Genomic DNA, 21,611 nt, shown 5'->3' with positions numbered 1-21,611 from the left:
AATATACTTTTTTTAAGTAATAGCTTAATTTTTAAATCAACCAATGACACACACATCATGGTAAAAAATTACTGGGTGTTTGGTGACTTGATTAATTTGCATATAGTAGAGTATTACGACGTTGCATTGATATAGTGTGTAACGTAAGCAAATGCGTGTCGCTAAATAGGTAGTTTTTGTGATGTGGAGGCATAACCCAACCAACAGGATATTTAACATGGCTACAAACAATCCAACCAAAATTGAGATGCGCGACTTATTACAAGCTGGCGCTCACTTCGGTCACCAAACACGTTTTTGGAATCCAAAAATGGGTCCTTACATCTTTGGTGCACGCAACAAAATTCACATCATCAACTTAGAGCATACTGTCAAAGCATTTAATGAAGCATTGACTTATGTAAACGGCTTAGCTGCTAAGAAAAACAAAGTATTGTTTGTTGGTACTAAACGCGCTGCTAGCGGTATCATTCGTGAGCAAGCTAGACGCGCTGGTATGCCATATGTTGATCACCGCTGGTTAGGTGGTATGTTGACTAACTGGAAAACACTACGTCAGTCAATCACTCGCCTAAAAGAGCTTGAGAAGCAAAGCGAAGACGGTACGTTTGCTAAGCTTACTAAGCGTGAAGCGTTAGAGCGTACTCGCGATATGGAAAAACTTGAGCGTTCATTAGGTGGTATCAAAGATATGGGTGGCCTACCTGATGCAATCTTCGTTGTTGACGTCGATCATGAAGCGATCGCGATCAAAGAAGCTAAGAACTTAGGTATTCCAGTTATCGGTATTGTTGATACAAACTCTAATCCAGACAACGTTGATTATATTATTCCAGCAAACGACGATGCTATTCGCGCTGTGACTTTGTATGTATCTTCTATTGCTGATGCGATCATCGCTGGTAAAGAGTATGCACAGACTCAAGCTGGTGGCAAATCTGACCAAGAGCAAACTGCACAGCAAGCTTCTACAACTGAAGAAGCACCAGCTGAAGATAACGCAGACGCTACAACGCCAGCAGAATAAATGACTGCTCGTTAAGGTCTAACGTTGAAAGGATATTTTGATAGTGTATCTGTCTATATCCATATTAGGTTATTAACAACATACAAGCTTACAATAGGCATGATGCAGTTTGACTCGTCATGCTTTGTTGTTGATGGATAGCTCTTTCACAACTAAGTATAGCTGTCTATGTCTCCCTTGTTATACATAGCTCGTAAATAGTAAAACATCAGCGACGTTAAGCCCCTCATACATAACAATACTAAGGTAACTCTTATGTCAGAAGTAAAAGTATCTGCCAAAATGGTAAAAGAATTGCGTGACCGTACTGGTCTTGGCATGATGGAATGTAAAAAAGCCCTGCAAGAAGCAAATGGTGATGTCGAAGTTGCTATCGATAACTTGCGTAAGTCTGGTCAAGCGAAAGCAGCTAAGAAAGCAGGTAACATCGCAGCTGACGGTGCTATTATCATCGCTCAAGGTGACAAAAAAGCATTTTTGTTGGAAGTGAACTGCCAAACTGACTTTGTAGCAAAAGATGATAGCTTCACAGCGTTTGCAGAAAAAGTTGCAAACCTTGCTCTAGAAAACAACGTGACTGACGTAGCTAAAATCTCTGAATTGCCTTATGGTGACGGTCAAACAGTTGAAGAAGCACGTGTGTCTTTAGTACAGAAAATCGGTGAAAACATTCAGGTTCGCCGTGTTGAAACTATTGAAGGCGACAATATCGCATCATACCGTCACGGTCTACGTATCGGTGTTGTGGTATCGTATGAAGGCGGCAATGAAGAAACTGGCAAAAACCTTGCCATGCACATCGCAGCGTTCAACCCTGTTGCTGTCAATGATGAAGACGTCTCAGCTGACGTACTAGCACGCGAAAAAGACATTATCGAAGCAAAAGCTAAAGAATCTGGCAAGCCTGATAACATCGTTGAAAAAATGATCGAAGGTGGTCTACGTAAGTACCTAGACGAAGTAACCTTACTACGTCAACCATACGTCATGGACAATGACAAAAAAGTAGGCGATGTACTAAAAGCTGAAGGTGTAAAAGTACTTGGCTTTAAACGTCTAGAAGTTGGCGAAGGCATCGAGAAAAAGCAAGAAGACTTTGCTGCTGAAGTTGCTGCTACCCAAGCTGCTAACAAGTAAGCTTTAAAATATATTACAGGTCGAGGTGGATGCTAAATAAGCAATAAGTTTGTATTTAGCATCCATCAACTGACTGTATTTAGATCGTAAAATAAAAAGCCCGCTCATCTATTAGCGGGCTTTTTTGTGTACAGGTTTTAATATTTAAATATATGTCTTACTTTCAATATTAGCGCAAAGCGGCGTAGGCGGAATTGGCATAACTGGCACTGCCACTGTTGTTGCTAGTGCCGTAACTGACAGTTTGTATCCCACCACTATTGTTGTTGCTATTAACAGTAGCATTATTAGCGCTCATAGTATTATCAGACAGACCTGAGTCGTTCTTGTATAAGCTATGGTAACGACTCATCACTTTTTTGACGTAGTTACGAGTTTCTTTAAAAGGTGGTATACCGTTGTATTTATCGACATTACCTTCTCCAGCATTGTAACCTGCTATCGCAAACTCAATATTGTTGTTAAAACGGCGCATAAGCCAAGCAATGTATTTAGCTGAGCCTTCAATATTGTCAGCAGGATTCCAAGGATTGCTGACTTTGAAGCGACTGGCAGTAGCAGGCATCAATTGCATAAGACCTTGCGCTCCCACAGGAGAACGAGCATTAGGGTTAAAAGCTGACTCAGTGTGCATCATCGCTTTCATTAGGCCTGGATCAACGCCATGCCGAGTAGCAGAGGCACGAATATAGCTATCATAAGCATCGCGACTACCGCTTTTGCTAGCAGAGCTACTGCTATAGCTGTTACTACTACTATCACCGTCATACATCTTTGAGTCTTTGTAATAAGTCACTTTTACTTTTTTAGTAAACTTATCAAAATTACCAGTCGGATTGACGTTCGTTAAGAGAACTTGGCCACCCTTATCTTTATATATGTACATGTTACCAGCTTGAGCGGTAACCGAGAGGGTAGATAGAGCGATAGCAGTCAACATAAAAGGAGACAGAAAACGGTTAAATAGAGGGGCAATTTTTATCATAGAAAATATCACTTTTTATCGAATAACAGCAAATTACTCTGCTTATAGGCGTAATGTTTTATTTAATAAAGCCATTATTAGTAGCTGCAGGTTGTCACACCAATGACTGCCATAAATAGCCAACAAAATTACGTCTAACCAAAATCACTTGCAATAGATACAAAAGATAATAGTTGCTTACTATATCATAAAATAACTTTTAACCCTATAACCTTGGTTTGGAATAAGCACTAAATATTTTTAATAAATATTTAGAAAAATCAGATATTAACGCTATTTTTATTTTGAACAAGATTGATAAATACGTTTACTTATAATCTGATTATAATGTTATAAGGACAAGCGAAAGACAAACAGTTATATAGGTTTAGACATTTCTGATAGACATAAGTTTTTAAAATAAGACACATATCGGGTTTGCGAGTGACTGGTTTTAAAAGTGACTGAATTTAAGATTGACTAATCTTATATGCTTTATAAGCACCAAACTTTAAATGCCTAAGGCACTGATAAAGATAGGCACCCAAACTGCTGTTAGTAAACCGTTGACTGCCAGTCCAAAAGCAGCATAACGTCCAGCTGTATGACTGATTTGCCAAGCTTCTACTGTACCAAACGCATGAGCGGCCAATCCTAATGCCAAACCTTTAGCGCGGTCATCATCTATACTGCGAAATAAGAACCGAGCCAGCATGCCGCCTATTAAACCTGACACAATGATAATTAAGTTGGCCATTGCTAAAGGCGCTTTTATCAAATCTGCCACACTAAGGCCAATAGGGGTCGTTACAGAACGAGTAGCGAAGGCTAATAAGGTGTCATGACTTAACGAAAATAGATAAGCCAATGACATGGGTAGGAGGGCGCCGACCACACTAGCGATGACTACAATAATGGTCAAGCTTTTGACAGGTAACCCTTTGAAGCTCATAGCGGCTAGTGGCACAGCCAATAATACGGTGACGTAACCTAATAAATGGTCAAAGACAGGTTTGGCAACACTATAATAATCATTGTAATCCCACCGTGAAATAAATAAAAATACAATGACTAAGACGAGTGCAGTAATGACCATTGGTAACCAAGATATCTTCCTTGCTAATACGCGAGCAATAACGTGTGCGGCTAAGGTGAGTAATATCGCTGCCAAGGTAGCTATAAATACACTATCAAAGCTCATGCTGTCTCTCCTAAGCCTATTATGGCTTTTTGTGCTCAGTAATAGTGTCGTCATTGATACTGACATCACGACTTAACCAACGATTGGCAAGTAGGCCAAGCCCCCAAAGAGGTATCAGCGTACTAATCAACATGGTTAGCATGACTCCCCATAGCTCATCGCCTAACGCAAAAAGCAGTAAACCTGCGCCAGCTGATATTGGCAAAAATGCAAAGCCACTATCAACCAGTAGCGTATTACTGGCTTTGGTCAGCCAGTTAGGTAAACCTTTGAGTATCCGCCATGCTACAAGAATAAAAAACATCGCTACCAAGCCGACTACATTGGCTGCTTTTTCAATACCCGCCCACTGACAAACAACAACGGCTGTTTCACGGACAATAACGACCATGGATAGTGTAATTATTAATGCAATCCATGGCGGCATAGACGAGGAGTGGGTAGCTTTCATAAACAATCCTTGCCAAAATAGCAATCAGTCAGTGTTGGCAATAAGGTAGAAGTTGCATTGTTGGCACAGAAAAAAGCGCTATAGCATAGAGTGGTAAGTATTATATAAAGATAACCAGACGCTTTATTGACTTTGCGATTGATTATATACATATTGAATAAACTAATAAACCTCGCTGAATACACAGATTTAACTAGTAAGGTTTGAGCACGTTAATAAGGTAAAAATACTTGTTCGTCAAACAATAAAAGTGACTTAAAAAAGGCCTGTACATGCAAACGTTGCAAGTACAGGCCTTTGTTGGACCAAGCCTACATACCTTGTTTAACTGGCTAAGATGATGAATCAGTCGTTGAGGAGTCATCAATATCAACAGGCTCATTGATATCTTGGCCATCCGTATTTCCAAAACCATCATCACCATCAGTCGTCGCTTGCTCAGTATTAATATCCTGTTCAAATGGTTCAAGTATAGGCATCAATAGGGTTGCTTGCGCTAATGGTAAGACATCAATCGGCGATAAGTTTGCTTGCCCTAGTATTTGCTTGAGTCTATCACTTGGTAGACGAATGGTTAAGCATTCGTGTCCTGTGTCATCGTAGCTTTCTGCTTGAATAACCCCTAACTCATAAAGCGTATTTTTGAGCTGACCGGCATCATAAGGAAGCGTCAAGTCAAACGTTGTCAATGTACCTGTTAATAACTGCTGTACAGCAAGTGACAACTCTTCCATGCCTAAGTTATCTTTTGAAGACACATAAACGCGATTGGGTTTACCTTCAGTTGCATAGCCTATATGTGCAGGCTCATCGGTTAAATCGATTTTGTTATAAACGTTGAGTACAGGAACATCATTATCGATCTCAGCCAAGACATCTTTGACCGCTTGGATTTGCTCATGCATATCTTCACTAGATGAATCAATAACATGTAACAACAAATCGGCCTCTAGTGTCTCTTCTAAAGTCGCATGAAAAGACTCTACCAACTCATGGGGCAGATGACGAACGAAACCTACAGTATCAACAAGCACAACTCGACCAACGCCTTGCCAGTCTAGGCGGCGCAGCGTAGGGTCTAGGGTTGCAAATAGCTGATCTGCGGCATAGATGTTTTCATCAACTAGACGGTTAAACAAAGTTGATTTACCAGCGTTAGTGTAGCCGACCAAAGATATAGTAGGTACATCTGACTTTTGACGTTTGGCTCGACCTTGAGCACGAGTTTGCTTTACTTTATCGAGCTTATTTTTCAGCTGATTGACGCGCGTCTGTAACAAACGGCGATCGGTCTCAAGCTGAGTCTCACCTGGCCCGCGCAGACCAATACCACCTTTTTGACGCTCCAAATGCGTCCAACCGCGTACCAAGCGGGTAGACAGATGGTTTAACTGCGCAAGCTCCACTTGCAGCTTACCTTCATAAGTACGCGCACGCTGAGCGAAAATGTCTAAAATTAAACCGGTGCGATCAAGTACGCGGCATTTTACTAGGGTCTCAATATTACGCTCTTGTGAGGGCGATAAGTTGTGGTTAAACAGAACAATATCAGCGTCATGTTCACGAACCAGCTCAGCGATTTCTTCAGCTTTACCACTGCCGACGAAGTATTTGGCATCGGGTCTTGAACGTGATCCGGTGACTAGTGCCAGACGATCAGCCCCTGCCGAATCTGCCAACAACTCAAATTCGCTTAGATCATCAGGATCTTGGATTTGACGAATGTCTAAATGTACGATAATGGCACGTTCGCCACCTGAGTGTCTTTCAAAATATTCCAAAAATTCTCACCTCTGAATAGAGTAAATAAATCGCTACTATTGTATAAAAATATAGCATGTCAGCAGCGTTCAGTTAAGGTCTATATATGGTCTGATGTCTTGATATTAAAGCGTATAAAAATAATTAGCGATGATTTTATGTTACAGCGCTTTTAGGGTAACTCGCTATCGATGATATTGTTATCTTAACTTTTTTATCAATAAATATAAAAACGGCTGATAAAATAGTATTAAACCTTGAGAAAACGAAGAACGTGCTGGTCCCACAGTAGCATAAGAAGACTGAGTGAACAAATCGTCACTGACTCACAAAACTTTGTTATACTTACCTCGTTTTTTGGCTTAATTTTGTCCTTCATATAAGGGTATTAATTTTTAGGCTGAATCAACATTTTCATTTATCTAAGTATTAATTTGTTCAGGTAATTGTTTAAACCGTTATCTAATCATGAGGGGCACAGATGAGCCAATCTAAATCAAAGTTTTCGCTCAGAAAGCAGGTGGGCCGCGGCAAAAAAATAGCTGGCATGACGACGACTATCGCAGGTGGTATGCGCACAGCACAGCGTATTGGTGCTTTTCGTGAACCACCACGTGAGACGTTACCACGCTATATTCAGACTTTTTGTCGCAAGATGGCAGGCTCTTTCGGTGTCAAGATTGTCCAGGTTGAGCCTGTGCCGCAGTATCACGGCCTATGGGTATCTAACCATGTTTCGTGGATGGATATCCCTGTAGTTGGTACTGTCAGCCCTGCTTTCTTTTTGTCAAAGGCAGAAATTGGCGATTGGCCTATCTTTGGTAAGCTTGTCCATGCAGCAGGCACAGTGTTTATCAAACGTGGCTCTGGCGACGTAGGCTCAGTGACAACGCAAATTGCCAGTTTTTTAAATGAAGGTTTTTCAGTTATATTCTTTCCTGAAGCGACCACCACTGATGGCAAAAAAGTGAAGCGTATTCACGGTACTTTATTACAAGCAGCAATCGACGCGGATGTACCGATTCAACCGCTTGTACTATGCTATGTTAATAAAGATGGTACCTTAAGTGAAGCACTGCCTTATTATGGCAAGCTTACGATGAAAGACAGCATTAAACGGGTCCTTGATAGTAAAAACGTGACCGCTTATGTACTACCACTTGAACCATTAGATCCAAACGGCCGCAGTAAGAGTGAGTTGACCAACGAGCTACAAAAGCGTATGCAAGAGGGTTTAACTGAACTACATTCAAGAGTACTTAGCACGTCACCTAACGCTTAAGAATTCATGTCTAATCTTGATAGGGATAGCATAAGAAAAGGCGCAAATCGCTATTGTTACTAGAGCGATTTGCGCCTTTTTGATATCAACAATGAACAACCTTATGTTGACCGTATAAATACGAGGCTGTCCAGTCTATGGAGATGGGTTGGGTTGGCGCGTATGTACCGCTTCTATGGCATCTAATACATCAGTGGTTAAAGTCAGATGAATACTGTCAATATTTGACTTTAGCTGCTTAAGGTTGGTGGCCCCAATGATATTACTAGTGACAAATGAGCGTGAGTTAACAAAAGCCAGTGCCATCTGTGCCATATCTAAGCCTGCATCTGCGGCTATCTTAGCGTACTGGGCGGTTGCTTCTTGTGCTTGCTCGTTGACATAGCGCTCAAAACGATCATATTTCGTCAGGCGTGCTCCTTCTGGACGTTTGCCATCCAAATACTTACCTGATAGTACACCAAAGCCAAGCGGAGAGTAGGCGAGTAGACCAACGTTTGAGCGGTGTGCAATCTCCGCCATGCCTACTTCATATAAGCGGTTAAGTAGGCTGTAAGGGTTTTGTACCGTAATCGGCGCTTTTAGTCCATTTTTATCCGCTTCCCATAAATAGCGCATCAGACCCCAAGCAGTATCATTCGATAGCCCATAAGCACGAATACGACCTTTTTTAATTTCATCATTTAAAGCACTGATGGTTTCCAAAAACGGCGTGAGGTCTTCTAGTGGCTGCGCGGCCATATCTTCAGTATAACCGCGCTGTCCAAAGTAGTTGGATTGGCGTTCAGGCCAGTGCAACTGGTAGATGTCGATATAATCTGTTTGTAGACGCTCAAGATTACTATCAATCGCGCTACTGATTTGCTCAGCGTTAAAACGCGTTTGACCGTCACGCAAAAAGCTCATTGGTGACATTTTGCTGGCAAGTATGACCTTGTCACGCTGTTTGGTCTGGTTAAACCATGTGCCTACGTAACGCTCTGTATCACCTTGCTTGTCTTTGTCTGGCGGTGAAGGGTACATCTCAGCTGTATCCCAAAAGTTTACCCCTTCGCTGAGCGCCATGTCCATTTGCGCGTGTGCTTCAGTTTCGGTGTTCTGTTGGCCCCAAGTCATCGTACCTAGACAGATTTTAGAGACTTGTTCATCGATTTGTGGAAGCGCCTGATATTGCATATAAATGTCCTTTTTAAAAGGGTTGTTGTTCTCTAGAGTACGTTTCATTATTACATTAGTTGGACGCCAGTCACCCCAGGTGGGGTAACTTTAAAGACTTTGACTTTAAATAGCACGGATTGACCAGCAAGAGGATGATTAAAGTCCACCTCTATCTCATCGTCATTGATAGTACTGATCGTACCTGGCAAAGTGTTTTTACCTTTGTCTTCAAATTCGACCAACATGCCAACTTCTGGATTATCGGTGACTAAAGCGAACTGAGTGCGACTAAAGTGCTGGATGTTTTCAGGATTCCATTCACCAAAAGCCTGCTCAGGCTCAAGATGGGCTGAGCGCGTGTCACCCGCACGTAGATTCATCAGTACCTGCTCAAAACCTGGCAATAAACTCTCATCGCCGATGGTAAGCTTGACAGGTGAATCACGGTGGAAGGTTGAGTCAACGATGGTACCGTTCTCTAGAGACACTTCAAAATGAAGCTTAACAAGGCTACCGTGAGTAATACGTGTGTCTTCATTTGGATTGATAAATTGGGAGTCAGTCATAATCAAGCGCCATTAGTCATAAAAGTAATGAGGAATTATTTGATGTGTATAGTGTAAGAAATGATAAGACAATTAACCATTAATGTAAGCGTTAATAATGTAACCTAAATAGTTTACAATATTTGACTGTTTAATACAGAGGCAAAAACAGATGGCAGATAGGCAACAGGGCACGATTAAAAAATGGCAAGATGATAAAGGTTTTGGCTTTATTAATACTGAAAATGATGAGTCCGTATTTTTTCATATCAGTGAATTTAAAGCACAGCGTCGTCCTAAGATTGGTGAGTCTGTCATCTTTACGCTGGGGCAAGACAACAAAGGTCGTATGCAAGCAAGACAAGTACAAGAGCTTGAATATGTACAACAACAAATGGCGAAGAAAAACAGTCAAATCCGTAAACGTAATCAACAACGCACGGCACAAGCTGAGTTTGAGAATGGGCAAAAAAAACGTTTGCTCCTTGGTGCCGGTTTTTATGGCGTGCTTATACTACTTGCATTGACCAGTGAGATAAATTGGCTGGTGGTTGCATGGTATATAGCACTAGGATTTATCACTTATATGATGTATGCCAAAGATAAAGCCGCAGCCCAAAGTGGCGATTGGCGTACGCCTGAATTAACACTACACCTGCTTAGCATGCTTGGTGGCTGGGTCGGAGCGATGGTCGCACAGACGTATTTGCGACACAAATCACAAAAGCCTGAATTTCGCATGACCTACTATCTGACGGTCATTATCAATTTAGCAGGGCTGCTCTTTGTCATAATGGGCGGCAGCTTAGATTTTTTAACCGAGTTATTGTAGAGCGTTGGTTTAAATTTGCGCCAGTATTCGCTGATAAACGGCTGTATCTGAGGCTGAAAAACAGCAAAAGATCACTTCACAAATTGAAAAATCATCCATTTGTTCTAAACCGTTTTGCACATACTCTCTGACTGTATCGATTGCAACTTTAGCTGCCTTATCAATGGGGTAACCGTAGACGCCTGTACTAATAGATGGAAAGGCAATACTGGTGAGACCTTTTTGAGTTGCCAGTTCTAAAGATTTTCGATAACAACGGGCAAGTAGTGCTTGTTCGCTACTATGACCGCCATGCCAAACAGGGCCTACAGTATGAATCACATACTGGGAGGGTAAGTCAAATGCTGGACTGATTTTAGCATCGCCAGTCTGGCAGCCATTTAATGTACGGCAATACTCAAGTAGCTTAGGTCCCGCTGCCCGATGAATTGCACCATCGACACCGCCGCCACCAAGCAAACTTGAGTTGGCAGCATTAACAATGGCATCGACGTTTAAGGTGGTGATGTCTGCCTGTAATACTGACAAAGTCACAACATTAGAGGGCTCAATATTAGGATTTTTAGAAGCAGAAATTTTCTTTTGATAAATAGGTCTTGATTGAGTGTTTGACATAGAAAAAACCTTTTTATTAGTTCAATAATATTATTTTATAACTTATTCTAAATTATTTTCCATCATTGGCTTGTATGTTATATGGTTATAATAAGTTGTATTTTATCAGCTCAATTCTATAGATCTATAAACAACCAAACAGGTAAATGGACTTTAATCATAACAAGGTAAATTATAATGATTACTCTGTACAAATATACCCAGCCAAGTCGAGCGGAGACTGTGATTTGGGCACTAAGCGAGCTTGACCTAGATTATGAAGTTAAAGAGATAGATGCCAAAAAAGGTGAGCAAAGAAGTCCTGAGTTTCTAGCAATTAATCCTTTTGGTAAAATCCCAGCATTAACTCATAATGACAAAGTATTTACAGAATCTTTGGCTATCATTGAATACCTTAATGACTTGCATCCTGATAAACCACTTACGCCTAACAGAGACGATGAAAACTACGCAGAGAAAAACTACAAACTGCGTCAAGTCATCTCCTTTGGCATGATTGAGCTGGAAAGTTATCTATGGATATTGACCAAAATTAAAGTTTTACAAAACTTTGAGAGCTGGCCCGAGGGTACGGCTGATAACTGCATGAAGTGTATCCAAAATGCGCTACCCATTGCCTACGTTTGGTTAGATGAGCAGGACTATATAGTAGGGGACAGCTTTACATTAGCAGATATTTATTATCAGCAGCTGTTTTCGTGGGTAAGAATGTTAGGAGTTGAATTGCCTGAGCATATTAAGGCTTATCTTAAGAAGTTATCAAAGCGTGAGAAGTTTCATGGGAGGTAGGATAATAGCGTGTAGCAAGAGCCGCTCCAACACGTTAATTTATCAAAAACAACAGGCAAAACAAAAGGCGGGTTACGTATTCGTAAACCCACCTTCCCAATCTAAAAACTATCTACGATTATCATTGCTAAATTTCACGCTTCTTTTCTAAAAATAGCATATCAATGACAATCATCGCCACACCGATACTGATACCCATATCGGCAATGTTAAATATCGGATAATGCCAGACATCCGCATTATGCACATGGATAAAATCGATGACGTGACCATGTAGCAAGCGATCTATCAGATTACCAACTGCACCGCCAAGTACCAATGCTAGACCTGTAGATAGTAGCTTGGCTTGGCGCGGGGCTTTTATCAGATAGCCTATCAAGAACAGCGACATGATTAGAGCAAGACCTGCAAAAAACCACTTTTGCCAACCGCCTGCATCGGCCAAAAAGCTAAAAGCAGCGCCATAATTGTACGCTAAGGTCCAATTAAGAAACGGCTCGATAACGGGTACGGGCTCATGAAAAGTCAGCTTGGTTTCAGCTAGCCATTTTGTCCATTGATCGATGATAAGCACGGCAAGCGACAGCAAATACCACATAAAGGCACGACTGCCATTTGCGATAACTTTTGGTGTTTTAGTCAAACGTCCTTTGGGCGTCGATGAACTACCCGTGGTTGCATGGGCAGGTTTGGGCGAGCCGTCGGCCTCAACCTGCGGCCGTTGATTGTCGGATGATTCCGTTGGATTAGGCATAGTGACGCACCTCGCCATTGCCAGCGACGTTGGTTACGCAGCGCGCACATAATTCAGGGTGTGCTGGATCTGTACCGATGTCATCACGGATATGCCAACAGCGTATACATTTTGTGCCAGTGGCCGCGCTCACATTGACAGTCAAGTCTGCTGAGCTGTCTTCTGTTTGCTTAGCATCATTGGGAGCTTTAGCTATTGGAGCCAAAGTCGCTTTACTGGTAATCAAGACAAACCGTAATTCTTCACCAAGTTTTGCTAGGCTCTCATGCATCTCGCCATCGGCATACAGAGTGACATCAGCGGACAAATTAGCATTAATAATCTTATCGCCGCGTGCAGTCTCGATGTTTTTATTAACCATATCTTTGGCTTGCATGATACGTTGCCAGTCCTCACTACTGATGGCACTGAGTTCAAATTCTGGGAACTTATACCATTCTTGGGTAAACACATAGCCGGCGTCTTGTCCGTTTTTACCTTGCAATACTTCCCAAGCCTCCTGTGCAGTAAACGACAAAATCGGTGTAATCCAGCGAATGAGTGCATGAGCAATATGATAAATAGCCGTTTGCGCAGAGCGGCGCGGCTGTCCGTCAGTTTGAGTGGTGTACTGACGGTCTTTAATAATATCTAAATAGAAGCTGCCCAAGTCTTGCGAACAAAACGCGGCAATATGCTGGGTGACTTGGTGAAAGTCCATGGCATCATAAGCACTGACAATTTGTGCTTGTACCGCTTGCGTACGTTTAATAATAAATTTATCAAGGCTGACCAGCTCATCCATCGCGATGCTATTGGTCTGAGGATTAAAATCATCAGTATTGGCAAGCAAAAAACGCAAGGTGTTACGGATGCGGCGATACATATCGATTGCGCCTTTAAACACCGTCTTACCTGCGCTCATCTCATAACGATAGTCGCTAGAGGCAATCCACAAACGCAGCATATCCGCGCCCGTTTTATTAATCTCATCTTGCGGCGTGATGATATTGCCAAGTGACTTGCTCATCTTGCGGCCGTTTTCATCAACGACAAAGCCGTGGGTCAATACTTGCTTAAACGGTGGGCGCTCGTACATCGCTTCAGACGTTAATAGTGAAGTCTGGAACCAACCGCGATGTTGGTCAGAGCCTTCTAGATACATATCAGCGGGATTGGTTAATTCATCACGCTGCTCAAGAACGGCAAAATGCGTCGTCCCTGAATCAAACCAAACGTCTAAGGTATCAGTAGATTTGTCGTAATCAGCAGCTTCATCACCTATATAGTCTTCACAGCTGGCATCAAACCATGCTTCAACGCCACCTTTGGCGATGTTTTGTGCGGCCATCTCCATCAGCTCAAGCGTCTTTGGATGCAGCTCGCCTGTTTCTTTATGAGTGAAAAAGACAATCGGTACACCCCAAGTACGCTGACGTGAGATGCACCAGTCAGGACGACCTGTCATCATAGATTCAATGCGATTTTGACCCCAAGCTGGTGTCCACTTAACGGTTGGTATGTCTTTTAGAGCACGTTCGCGCAGACCTTTGGTTTCCATATTGATAAACCACTGCGGTGTTGCACGGAAAATAATGGGCGACTTGTGGCGCCAGCAATGCGGGTAACTGTGTTCAATCTTGGTATGGCTAACGAGGTGGCCATTTTCATGCAAAGTAGCAATGATCTTTGGATTGGCTTTATAAATGTGCTCACCGGCAAATACCGCTGCGCTATCTAGATAGACACCCGTACCGCCCACTGGATTTTCAACTGGCAAGTTATACTTAAGACCCACGATATAATCGTCAAGACCATGACCGGGGGCAGTATGTACTAGACCCGTACCGCTATCGGTAGTCACGTGATCGCCCAAGATAAACGGTACTTGACGATCTGCAATCAATGGATGCTGAGCACGCAGACCTTCAAGCTCGCGTCCTGATACGGTTGCCAATATGCCTTCATTGCTAAGCTTAAGCTCGGTTAAGGCTGTTTCGACAAGGTCAGTCGCTAATAGGAAGTTGCCTTTGTCAGTCGCGACTACACTATAGTCATGCTCAGGATGTACAGCAATCGCTTGGTTAGCAGGTAGCGTCCAAGGCGTGGTTGTCCAAATGACAGCGGCAATGTTGCCATCAATTTCACTTAGCGCCGCAACCTTTTCGGTATCAAGCACATCAAAGCTCACGTAGATAGCATCAGAGACTTTATCTTGGTATTCAACTTCTGCTTCAGCTAGGGCAGAGCTACAGTCTAAGCACCAGTTAACAGGCTTCATACCGCGAGTAACATGACCGTTGTCATAGATTTTGGCAAGCGCGCGTACGATGTTGGCTTCTTGATGGAAGTTCATGGTCAAATAAGGGTTGTCCCAATCACCAAACACACCTAGACGCTTAAAGTCTGCTTTTTGCAGCTCAATCTGCGTGCTCGCATACTCACGACAAAGACCACGGAATTCAGTCGCAGTGACTTTTTGTCCGACTTTACCGACTTTGGCTTCAACCTTTTGCTCGATAGGCAGACCATGACAGTCCCAACCGGGCACATAAGGCGCATCAAATCCTGATAAGGTTTTTGACTTGACGATGATGTCTTTAAGTACTTTATTGACTGCGTGACCTAAATGGATCTGACCGTTGGCATATGGAGGGCCATCATGCAAAATATATTTGGTTGCGCCTACACGCGCTTGACGGATTTTGCCGTATACATCGTCAGACTCCCATGCTGCAAGCCAGTCAGGCTCACGTTTGGCAAGATTTGCACGCATGGCAAAAGGTGTGTCAGCAAGATTTAGTGTGTCTTTATAGTCGATAGATTCGGTCATAGTCTTCGTCTTTGTCTCTATTTATACAGTGGAAAGATAAGGGTTGGGATGCGATATATTATGTGATGACTCATAAACCAGCAGACATATTTAGCAAAATCAAAGCTACTCATTATAGGATAAAAAAGGGACTAAAAACAGGGGCTATCATGCATGGAGCTGACCGACAAAATCAAGCAATTATTAGGACAAAAGCAGTCCAGATGATTAAGTTACGGTTAAGTGACTTGCGATGAAAATAGTCTAGAAGGTTAAGGTTTGATTTAGCTTACAACAGTATGCCAGTATAGACCGCGCAGTCAGCAAACTATTGTATGGATAAAGGAAAAGGTTTGGCACAAGAGATGGAGAATACCTGCAATATTATCATTTGGCTGTATTACAGGCTTTTCTATTCCTTCAAACAGGTACGATGGTTAGATGCTCTGCCAAATTGAAAAAAGGTTTGGTCGAGGCTTCAAAATCAAGGCCAGCTTCCAAATGATTTAAGTGCTGATCAATGAGTAGCAAAAGGCGTTCTTCATCCTTATTTTCGATAGCTTGTACTATTTCGAGGTGCTCATCTTCGGCACAGTGAGATGAGCCAGCTGTATTATACAATCCGATGATTAAAGTAGTACGTAACGTCAGCTCACTCAAAAACCGCTCTAAGACCTGATTGTCAGCGATTGTCGCCAAACGCATGTGAAACGTACGCGATAGACGAAGCTCAGCAGGTTTGTCCCCCTTACTACGTGCTTTGGCCTCAGCGGATATCGTAGCACGTATGTCAACGATATCCTGTGACGTGAAGTTTTCAATGACTTTACGTGCCAGCATACGCTCAATCGTTCGACGCGCTTCAAAGACATCACCGGCTTCTTTAGGAGATGGCGTTGAGACAAATGCTCCTCGGTTGGGCTGCAATTGCACCACATGCATCGTGGCAAGCGTAGAGAGCGCCCGCCTAACATTGGCCCTATTACAGTTAAATAGATCACTTAGTACCTGCTCACCTAGTTTAGTTCCAGCTGGCAACCGCTGCTCTGACACAGCTGCAGTGATTGAGTTAATAATCGTTTGCTCTGGCATCGCATCGACCCTAGAGGCTGTATTTTCAGTTTTTATATCATTCATAGGCGCAATTATAGTGTGCCACTGTGACCTCTACAACAAATATTATAAATTTTTGATTGTTTTGTTAACAATAATAGTTAACAATGTTTGTTAACAACGATTATTTTATATTAATGAATAGTCAAAGACAAAAGCCGATGATAGAAAACGAAACCAATAGCAAAATTTATAAATAGAGAGACGCTATGAAAATTTTAGTCATGAATCCAAACTCTACAACCTCTATGACAGACAAAATCGTAGAAAGCGCGCGTCAAAAGGTCAGCGCAGGCACTACCATTATTGGTGCTTCTGGCACGGATGCACCTGCCTCTATTCAAGGGCATCACGATGAAGCGATGTCTGTTCCTGGTTTAATAAAGCGTTTAAAACAAGCCGAAGCAGAGGGTGTTGATGGGGTAGTGGTTGCCTGTTTCGACGATCCAGGAATCGGTGCTTGCCGCGAAGTCTTTTCAGGGCCAGTTCTCGGAATCTGTGAAGCCGCAGTCAAGGCCGCAAGTATGATTTCGACATCTTTTAGTGTGGTCACAACGCTACCTCGTTCTGTACCTGTCATCGAAGATCTTATCCATGGTTATGGCTTATCACATCGCTGCCGCCGTGTACGCTCAGCTGCCATACCAGTACTTGCTCTTGAAGAGCCAGGCTCTGGCGCACGTGAAAAGGTTCGTGATGAGATCTTACGTGCAGTGCGTGAAGACAATTGTGAGGCCGTAGTTTTGGGATGTGCTGGTATGGCAGATCTGACAGAATGGCTGACAAAAGAGACTGGCGTTCCTGTTATTGATGGTGTCACTGTTGCTACGCGCATGGTTGAGGCTTTGATTGGCTGCGGTCTTAAAACCAGTAAGGTTGGTGCTTATGCTGCACCGATTGAGAATTAAATTAACCAAGATGAATTAATCCACGATTAACCAACAAACTTTCTCAAGGAAGGGGAACGTAATGGAAAATGCGAAAGTTGCCGTCGCTGCGGCAGGAGTACAAACCCTCGATAATAAGGCAATCGGGGAGGAGAGTCTGGCACCGCAAACCACGCGTATTATGGGCTCATGGTCTTATTTATTTGCATGGTTGGGGGGATGTGTATCAATTGGCACATTCACCGTTGGTTCAGGACTTGTGGGTACGTTAAACCTGCTACAGGTAGTATTGGCTATCGCAATTGGTTGTACCGTTATTGGTGCTGCGCTCATGATTAATGGTCGAGCAGGCCACAAATACGGCATACCGTTCATGGTACAAACCCGCTCTGCCTTTGGCTTTTCAGGTAGCCGTATTCCGGCACTGGTACGTTCGGTGCCAGCGATTGTCTGGTTTGGTTTTCAAAGCTGGATCGGCGCTGGTGCCCTAAACTTAGTATCCGACACTTTGTTTGGCTATAGCAACATTGTCGTATTCTTCGTAGGCTTTCAATTTTTACAAATTGGTTTATCCGTTCTTGGGTTTCATGGTATTAAATGGCTTGAAAACATCGGTTCGATTTTTATTATCGGTTCACTCGCTTATATGTTTTTTAGTGTTATTAACAAGTACGGTGATACGATTTCGACTAACCTTGTCAATGTCGAGGGCACATGGGGTACACCATTTTGGGGTGCCACGATGTTGTTTTTAGGGGTCTATAGCACAATGATGCTCAACGTATCTGATTACTCGCGCGAGCTACGCGAAAATGTTGGGCTATTTCGTCAAGTTGTCATCTATGCTAACTCAATTTTGCCTGCAACGTTATTTATGGGGTTAATTGGTGTCATGGTTACCAGTGCGACGGGTGAAGTTGATCCTATTCAGGTATTTTCTAGCGCTGTCGATAACAAGCCTTTATTGATTATCACCATGCTTTTCATCGCTTTTGCGCAAGTCACGACCAATATTTTAAACAACGTCATTCCACCTGCTTATGCATTAATGGACATATTCAACATTAAGTATAAAACCGCGGCTGTTATTGTAGGTTTGCTAGCGTTCTGTACCTTCCCTTGGGAGCTGGTAAAAGACGAATCTGCTGCAGGTTTGAATCTATTTATCCAAACTTATTCAGCCTTCTTAGGCCCGATATTTGCAATCTTGGTAGTAGATTTCTATTTCTTGCGTAAACAAAAACTCAACCTTGACAAGCTATATGATAAAGATGGGCCTTATAAAGGTGTGAATATGGCCGCAGTCATCGCTATGGTCATCGGTATCGTAGTCGCGTTGATGTTTTCGAGCATCTCTTGGTATGCAAGCTTGATTCCAGCAGGAGCTATCTATTGGATATTGATGCTTAAGATGCCAGCTGCACAGCGCTTTATGTCGTAGTCAATGCGATTGATGTACTCAGTCTTTTTGCATAAATCGTTAAACAGCCCCTATAGTAGAGAGCTCTACTATAGGGGCTGTTGCGTTGGGCAGTGAGTTCCTGCATGATAACCTTTATGGTTCATTGTTGGGCTGTATTTATAACACTGACCCTGTACCACTTATTTTCTATAGTTAAATACACCACTCTACTCTCATCAAGGAAGATGAAATTATGAAAATAGGAATTCCAAAAGAGATAAAAAACAACGAAAATCGGGTTGGCTTAACGCCAAATGGAGTCAGTGTCCTAGTCGATGATGGTCACGATGTGCTCGTTGAAAAGGATGCTGGCATAGGCTCACAGTTTACTGACGATGATTATAAAGAAGCGGGCGCGACCATCGCTGATGATGCGTCTAGCGCGTGGGAGGTAGAACTGGTCATTAAAGTAAAAGAGCCGCAAACAGTTGAACATCGATATCTCACCCAAGACTTAATCCTATTTACCTACCTGCATTTAGCAAATGAGCCTGAGCTTGCCAAAGTATTAATCGACAACAAAGTGACCGCGATTGCTTACGAGACGGTACAGCTAATGGATAATTCATTGCCACTGCTCACACCGATGAGTGAGATTGCTGGACGCATGAGTACACAAATTGGTGCGCAGTTTTTGCAAACTTTTTATGGTGGTAAAGGGGTGTTACTTGGCGGAGTCCCTGGCATTCAAAAGGGCAGAGTGACTATTATCGGTGGCGGAGTATCTGGTACGGAAGCTGCCAAAATTGCCGTTGGGCTACGTGCTGATGTTACTATTTTAGACTTAGACCCTCAGCGGTTAAAAGAGCTGTCCGAGATGTTCGGTAATAACGTACAAACTTTAGTATCTAATAAGCTCAATATCGCAAAGAGTGTCAAAAACAGTGATTTGGTTATTGGTGCCGTATTGATTCCAGGCGCAGCGACACCCAAACTGGTGACTAAGGAGATGATCGAATCTATGGACGATGGCGGTGTCATCATCGATATTGCAGTTGATCAAGGCGGGGTCTTTGAAACCACAGATCGTATCACCACTCATGATAGTCCCACATACATAAAGCACGGTATCGTCCACTATGCGGTGGCAAACATTCCTGGCGCTGTTCCACGTACTTCTACCATGGCATTGTCTAACGTCACCTTAACATACATACAAGCACTTGCTAACAAAGGCTATCAGAAGGCCTGTCTTGATGATGCAGCATTGGCAAAAGGCGTCAATACCATGCAAGGCTATATGACTTATGAAGCTGTTGCTAAGGCACTAGACTATGAGTACAAAGCGCTGGATGAGCTGATTGGTTAATTTTTTAAGAACATGGTGACTGTTGTACTCATTATGAGCCGCACTGCAATATAAAAAATCAGTGATTTTGATAATGTTTTCAGTGATTTAAATTGACGTCAAATATTCGTTATTATATGGTGGATGATAAAGCTAATCAATGACACCAACCAGTAAAAGGATAATAGACATGGAGCTTTACGATTTAGAGGTATCAGGGAATTGCTACAAGATTCGGCTGTTCTTAGCATTGATAAAACAACCTTATACGCTGCATTCAGTAGATTTTTTGGGGGGTGAGCACAAGAACGAGACGTCTATTGAACGAAATGCGTTTGGTGAAGTGCCAGTATTGATCGATGGCGATTTGACTCTCAGAGATTCGCAAGCCATTTTGGTTTATCTTGCTAGAAAGTTCGATAGAACAGACTGGTATCCAACAACGCCTGCTGAGGAGGCCAAAGTTGTTCAGTGGTTAATGGTCGCTGAGAGTGAGATTGCAAGAGGCCCTAACGATGCACGGCTGCATGATAAGTTTGGTTACGAGCTTGATATTGATATAGCTCGGAATAAGTCAGCTCGTGTTCTAGATATTTTAAACAAACATCTATCAGACCGTGATTGGTTAGAGCTTGACCGGCCAACATTAGCAGATTTAGCGTGCTTTCCTTATGTGGCACTTAGCGAGGAAGGCGGCGTATCATTGAAGCCTTATCCAGCAATAACAGACTGGATAGAGCGTATAAAAGCGTTACCAGATTTTGTCAGCATGCCTGGAATATAAGGCAGCACTTTTTATAAGAACAAACTATTTACGTAGGGCTACGGGTATAAATAAGTTAAGTCCTCATAAACAAATACAGGCAGCTTTGGTCAAAAGTTGGCGCTAAGCCACAACCTTAATTTAAGGGACCAAAGCGGCTGAATGCCTGTCAACCCTTGCGTCATCTCGCCATCTTTTAAGACCACATAAGAGGGCGTTACTTGTCCTTGCCACTCGGCAAAAATATTGCCGTCTTGGTCATTAACTGTTGTAAAACTATAATCATGCTCATTAAGGTAGCTGTCAAGTTCTTGATCAGAACCTGACTTAATTGCGACAGTGACTACCGGATAGTCATTAGACGCTGCAAGTTTGTCTATCGTTGGCGAAGTCACACTACAAATCGGACACCATGTACCCCAGAAATATACCAGCGTTGGCTTATCTGCACTCATAGCAGCCAAATCAACGGGTTGGCCTTGATAGTCCGTCAATTGTAGCTGTGGGTTGGCTGGCATGACGGGCTGTCGCCACCAGTTAATCGCAGTATAGATGACCAAAAAGACAAAACCATATAATAGTACGGTTTTGAGTACGGATAATAACCTCTGTTTTGGGGTCTTTTTAGGTTTTATTTTGGTCTTTTCAACATCTGTAATCATAGTGTCTGCTTATTGCATATTTACTTAAATAGAGGGCTTGAACAACAGGCTTTTAAAAAATTTTTAGACAAAAATAAACGGCTGTATAGTCAGCCGTATTATTTAAATAATGATGTTTAAAGTAGCAAT

General features: G+C 42.6%; 20 protein-coding genes. 9 read left to right on the top strand and 11 right to left on the bottom strand.

Annotation, left to right across the window (positions count from 1 at the left end; translation table 11 throughout):
* The first annotated feature begins 217 nt into the window (after window positions 1-217).
* Both rpsB and tsf read left to right on the top strand, forming a co-directional pair.
* Window positions 218-1,027, top strand: a complete 810-nt coding sequence (gene rpsB / locus ACTXGH_RS03240) for a 30S ribosomal protein S2 (protein WP_439262702.1) — start codon at window positions 218-220, stop codon at window positions 1,025-1,027.
* Between the two features lie 255 nt (window positions 1,028-1,282).
* Entirely contained in the window at window positions 1,283-2,164 is an 882-nt protein-coding gene (gene tsf / locus ACTXGH_RS03235) for a translation elongation factor Ts (protein ID WP_299218101.1), read from the top strand.
* 169 nt (window positions 2,165-2,333) lie between these two features.
* Here the strand turns inward: tsf and ACTXGH_RS03230 are convergent, their stop codons facing one another.
* From ACTXGH_RS03230 to hflX, 4 genes are all read right to left on the bottom strand, one after another.
* Window positions 2,334-3,149 carry a lytic transglycosylase domain-containing protein gene (locus ACTXGH_RS03230; protein WP_439262700.1) on the bottom strand — a complete coding sequence of 272 codons (816 nt, stop codon included), beginning with the start codon at window positions 3,147-3,149 and terminating at the stop codon, window positions 2,334-2,336.
* A 490-nt stretch (window positions 3,150-3,639) separates the two neighbouring features.
* Window positions 3,640-4,329 carry an LrgB family protein gene (locus ACTXGH_RS03225; protein ID WP_439295626.1) on the bottom strand — a complete coding sequence of 230 codons (690 nt, stop codon included), beginning with the start codon at window positions 4,327-4,329 and terminating at the stop codon, window positions 3,640-3,642.
* 19 nt (window positions 4,330-4,348) lie between these two features.
* The gene (locus ACTXGH_RS03220) at window positions 4,349-4,780 is read right to left on the bottom strand and encodes a CidA/LrgA family protein (RefSeq protein ID WP_439295627.1); all 432 of its coding nucleotides are present in this window, start codon (window positions 4,778-4,780) and stop codon (window positions 4,349-4,351) included.
* A gap of 332 nt (window positions 4,781-5,112) precedes the next feature.
* Window positions 5,113-6,561 (bottom strand): ribosome rescue GTPase HflX, encoded by a 1,449-nt coding sequence (gene hflX / locus ACTXGH_RS03215; protein WP_439295628.1) that lies wholly within the window; start codon window positions 6,559-6,561, stop codon window positions 5,113-5,115.
* A gap of 461 nt (window positions 6,562-7,022) precedes the next feature.
* On the opposite strand from hflX, the gene ACTXGH_RS03210 reads away from it, so the two are divergent.
* A complete protein-coding gene (locus ACTXGH_RS03210; protein WP_439262694.1) occupies window positions 7,023-7,823 on the top strand; it encodes a lysophospholipid acyltransferase family protein in 801 nt (266 codons plus the stop codon).
* Window positions 7,824-7,958: 135 nt separating this feature from the next.
* Here ACTXGH_RS03210 and ACTXGH_RS03205 read toward each other — a convergent pair whose 3' ends face one another.
* On the bottom strand, window positions 7,959-8,999 hold the full coding sequence (locus tag ACTXGH_RS03205) for an aldo/keto reductase (RefSeq protein WP_439295629.1): 1,041 nt from the start codon (window positions 8,997-8,999) through the stop codon (window positions 7,959-7,961).
* 50 nt (window positions 9,000-9,049) lie between these two features.
* Window positions 9,050-9,547 carry an FKBP-type peptidyl-prolyl cis-trans isomerase gene (fkpB, locus tag ACTXGH_RS03200; RefSeq protein ID WP_439262691.1) on the bottom strand — a complete coding sequence of 166 codons (498 nt, stop codon included), beginning with the start codon at window positions 9,545-9,547 and terminating at the stop codon, window positions 9,050-9,052.
* A gap of 151 nt (window positions 9,548-9,698) precedes the next feature.
* On the opposite strand from fkpB, the gene ACTXGH_RS03195 reads away from it, so the two are divergent.
* Window positions 9,699-10,358: a DUF1294 domain-containing protein gene (locus ACTXGH_RS03195; protein WP_439295630.1), complete on the top strand. Its 660-nt coding sequence runs from the start codon at window positions 9,699-9,701 to the stop codon at window positions 10,356-10,358.
* Between the two features lie 9 nt (window positions 10,359-10,367).
* On the opposite strand, the gene ACTXGH_RS03190 is transcribed toward ACTXGH_RS03195, so the two are convergent.
* A complete protein-coding gene (locus ACTXGH_RS03190; RefSeq protein ID WP_439295631.1) occupies window positions 10,368-10,973 on the bottom strand; it encodes an O-acetyl-ADP-ribose deacetylase in 606 nt (201 codons plus the stop codon).
* A gap of 177 nt (window positions 10,974-11,150) precedes the next feature.
* Here ACTXGH_RS03190 and ACTXGH_RS03185 point away from each other — a divergent pair, with 177 nt between their 5' ends.
* On the top strand, window positions 11,151-11,762 hold the full coding sequence (locus ACTXGH_RS03185; protein WP_439295632.1) for a glutathione S-transferase family protein: 612 nt from the start codon (window positions 11,151-11,153) through the stop codon (window positions 11,760-11,762).
* A 127-nt stretch (window positions 11,763-11,889) separates the two neighbouring features.
* Here the strand turns inward: ACTXGH_RS03185 and lspA are convergent, their stop codons facing one another.
* From lspA to ACTXGH_RS03170, 3 genes are all read right to left on the bottom strand, one after another.
* Window positions 11,890-12,516: a signal peptidase II gene (lspA, locus tag ACTXGH_RS03180; protein ID WP_439262683.1), complete on the bottom strand. Its 627-nt coding sequence runs from the start codon at window positions 12,514-12,516 to the stop codon at window positions 11,890-11,892.
* Window positions 12,509-15,328 (bottom strand): isoleucine--tRNA ligase, encoded by a 2,820-nt coding sequence (gene ileS / locus ACTXGH_RS03175; protein WP_439295633.1) that lies wholly within the window; start codon window positions 15,326-15,328, stop codon window positions 12,509-12,511. Before ileS ends, lspA begins: the two co-directional genes overlap by 8 nt.
* 399 nt (window positions 15,329-15,727) lie before the next feature.
* Window positions 15,728-16,444 carry a GntR family transcriptional regulator gene (locus ACTXGH_RS03170; protein WP_439295634.1) on the bottom strand — a complete coding sequence of 239 codons (717 nt, stop codon included), beginning with the start codon at window positions 16,442-16,444 and terminating at the stop codon, window positions 15,728-15,730.
* Between the two features lie 185 nt (window positions 16,445-16,629).
* Here ACTXGH_RS03170 and ACTXGH_RS03165 point away from each other — a divergent pair, with 185 nt between their 5' ends.
* The 4 genes from ACTXGH_RS03165 (at window position 16,630) to ACTXGH_RS03150 (ending at window position 20,841) form a co-directional block, all read left to right on the top strand.
* Window positions 16,630-17,328 carry an aspartate/glutamate racemase family protein gene (locus ACTXGH_RS03165; RefSeq protein ID WP_439295635.1) on the top strand — a complete coding sequence of 233 codons (699 nt, stop codon included), beginning with the start codon at window positions 16,630-16,632 and terminating at the stop codon, window positions 17,326-17,328.
* 61 nt (window positions 17,329-17,389) lie between these two features.
* Window positions 17,390-18,748, top strand: a complete 1,359-nt coding sequence (locus ACTXGH_RS03160) for an NCS1 family transporter (RefSeq protein ID WP_439295636.1) — start codon at window positions 17,390-17,392, stop codon at window positions 18,746-18,748.
* Window positions 18,749-18,962: 214 nt separating this feature from the next.
* Window positions 18,963-20,078: an alanine dehydrogenase gene (gene ald, locus ACTXGH_RS03155; RefSeq protein WP_439295637.1), complete on the top strand. Its 1,116-nt coding sequence runs from the start codon at window positions 18,963-18,965 to the stop codon at window positions 20,076-20,078.
* Window positions 20,079-20,247: 169 nt separating this feature from the next.
* Window positions 20,248-20,841: a glutathione S-transferase family protein gene (locus ACTXGH_RS03150; protein WP_439262672.1), complete on the top strand. Its 594-nt coding sequence runs from the start codon at window positions 20,248-20,250 to the stop codon at window positions 20,839-20,841.
* Between the two features lie 89 nt (window positions 20,842-20,930).
* On the opposite strand, the gene ACTXGH_RS03145 is transcribed toward ACTXGH_RS03150, so the two are convergent.
* Complete coding sequence (locus ACTXGH_RS03145) at window positions 20,931-21,482, bottom strand: protein disulfide oxidoreductase (protein ID WP_439295638.1); 552 nt, start codon at window positions 21,480-21,482, stop codon at window positions 20,931-20,933.
* Between the last annotated feature and the right edge of the window lie 129 nt (window positions 21,483-21,611).

The organism is Psychrobacter sp. 1Y10, from assembly GCF_052259005.1.
Lineage (GTDB): Bacteria > Pseudomonadota > Gammaproteobacteria > Pseudomonadales > Moraxellaceae > Psychrobacter > Psychrobacter saeujeotis.
Note: the sequence above shows the minus strand (reverse complement) of the source record. Positions and strands in the feature narration are given on the sequence as shown.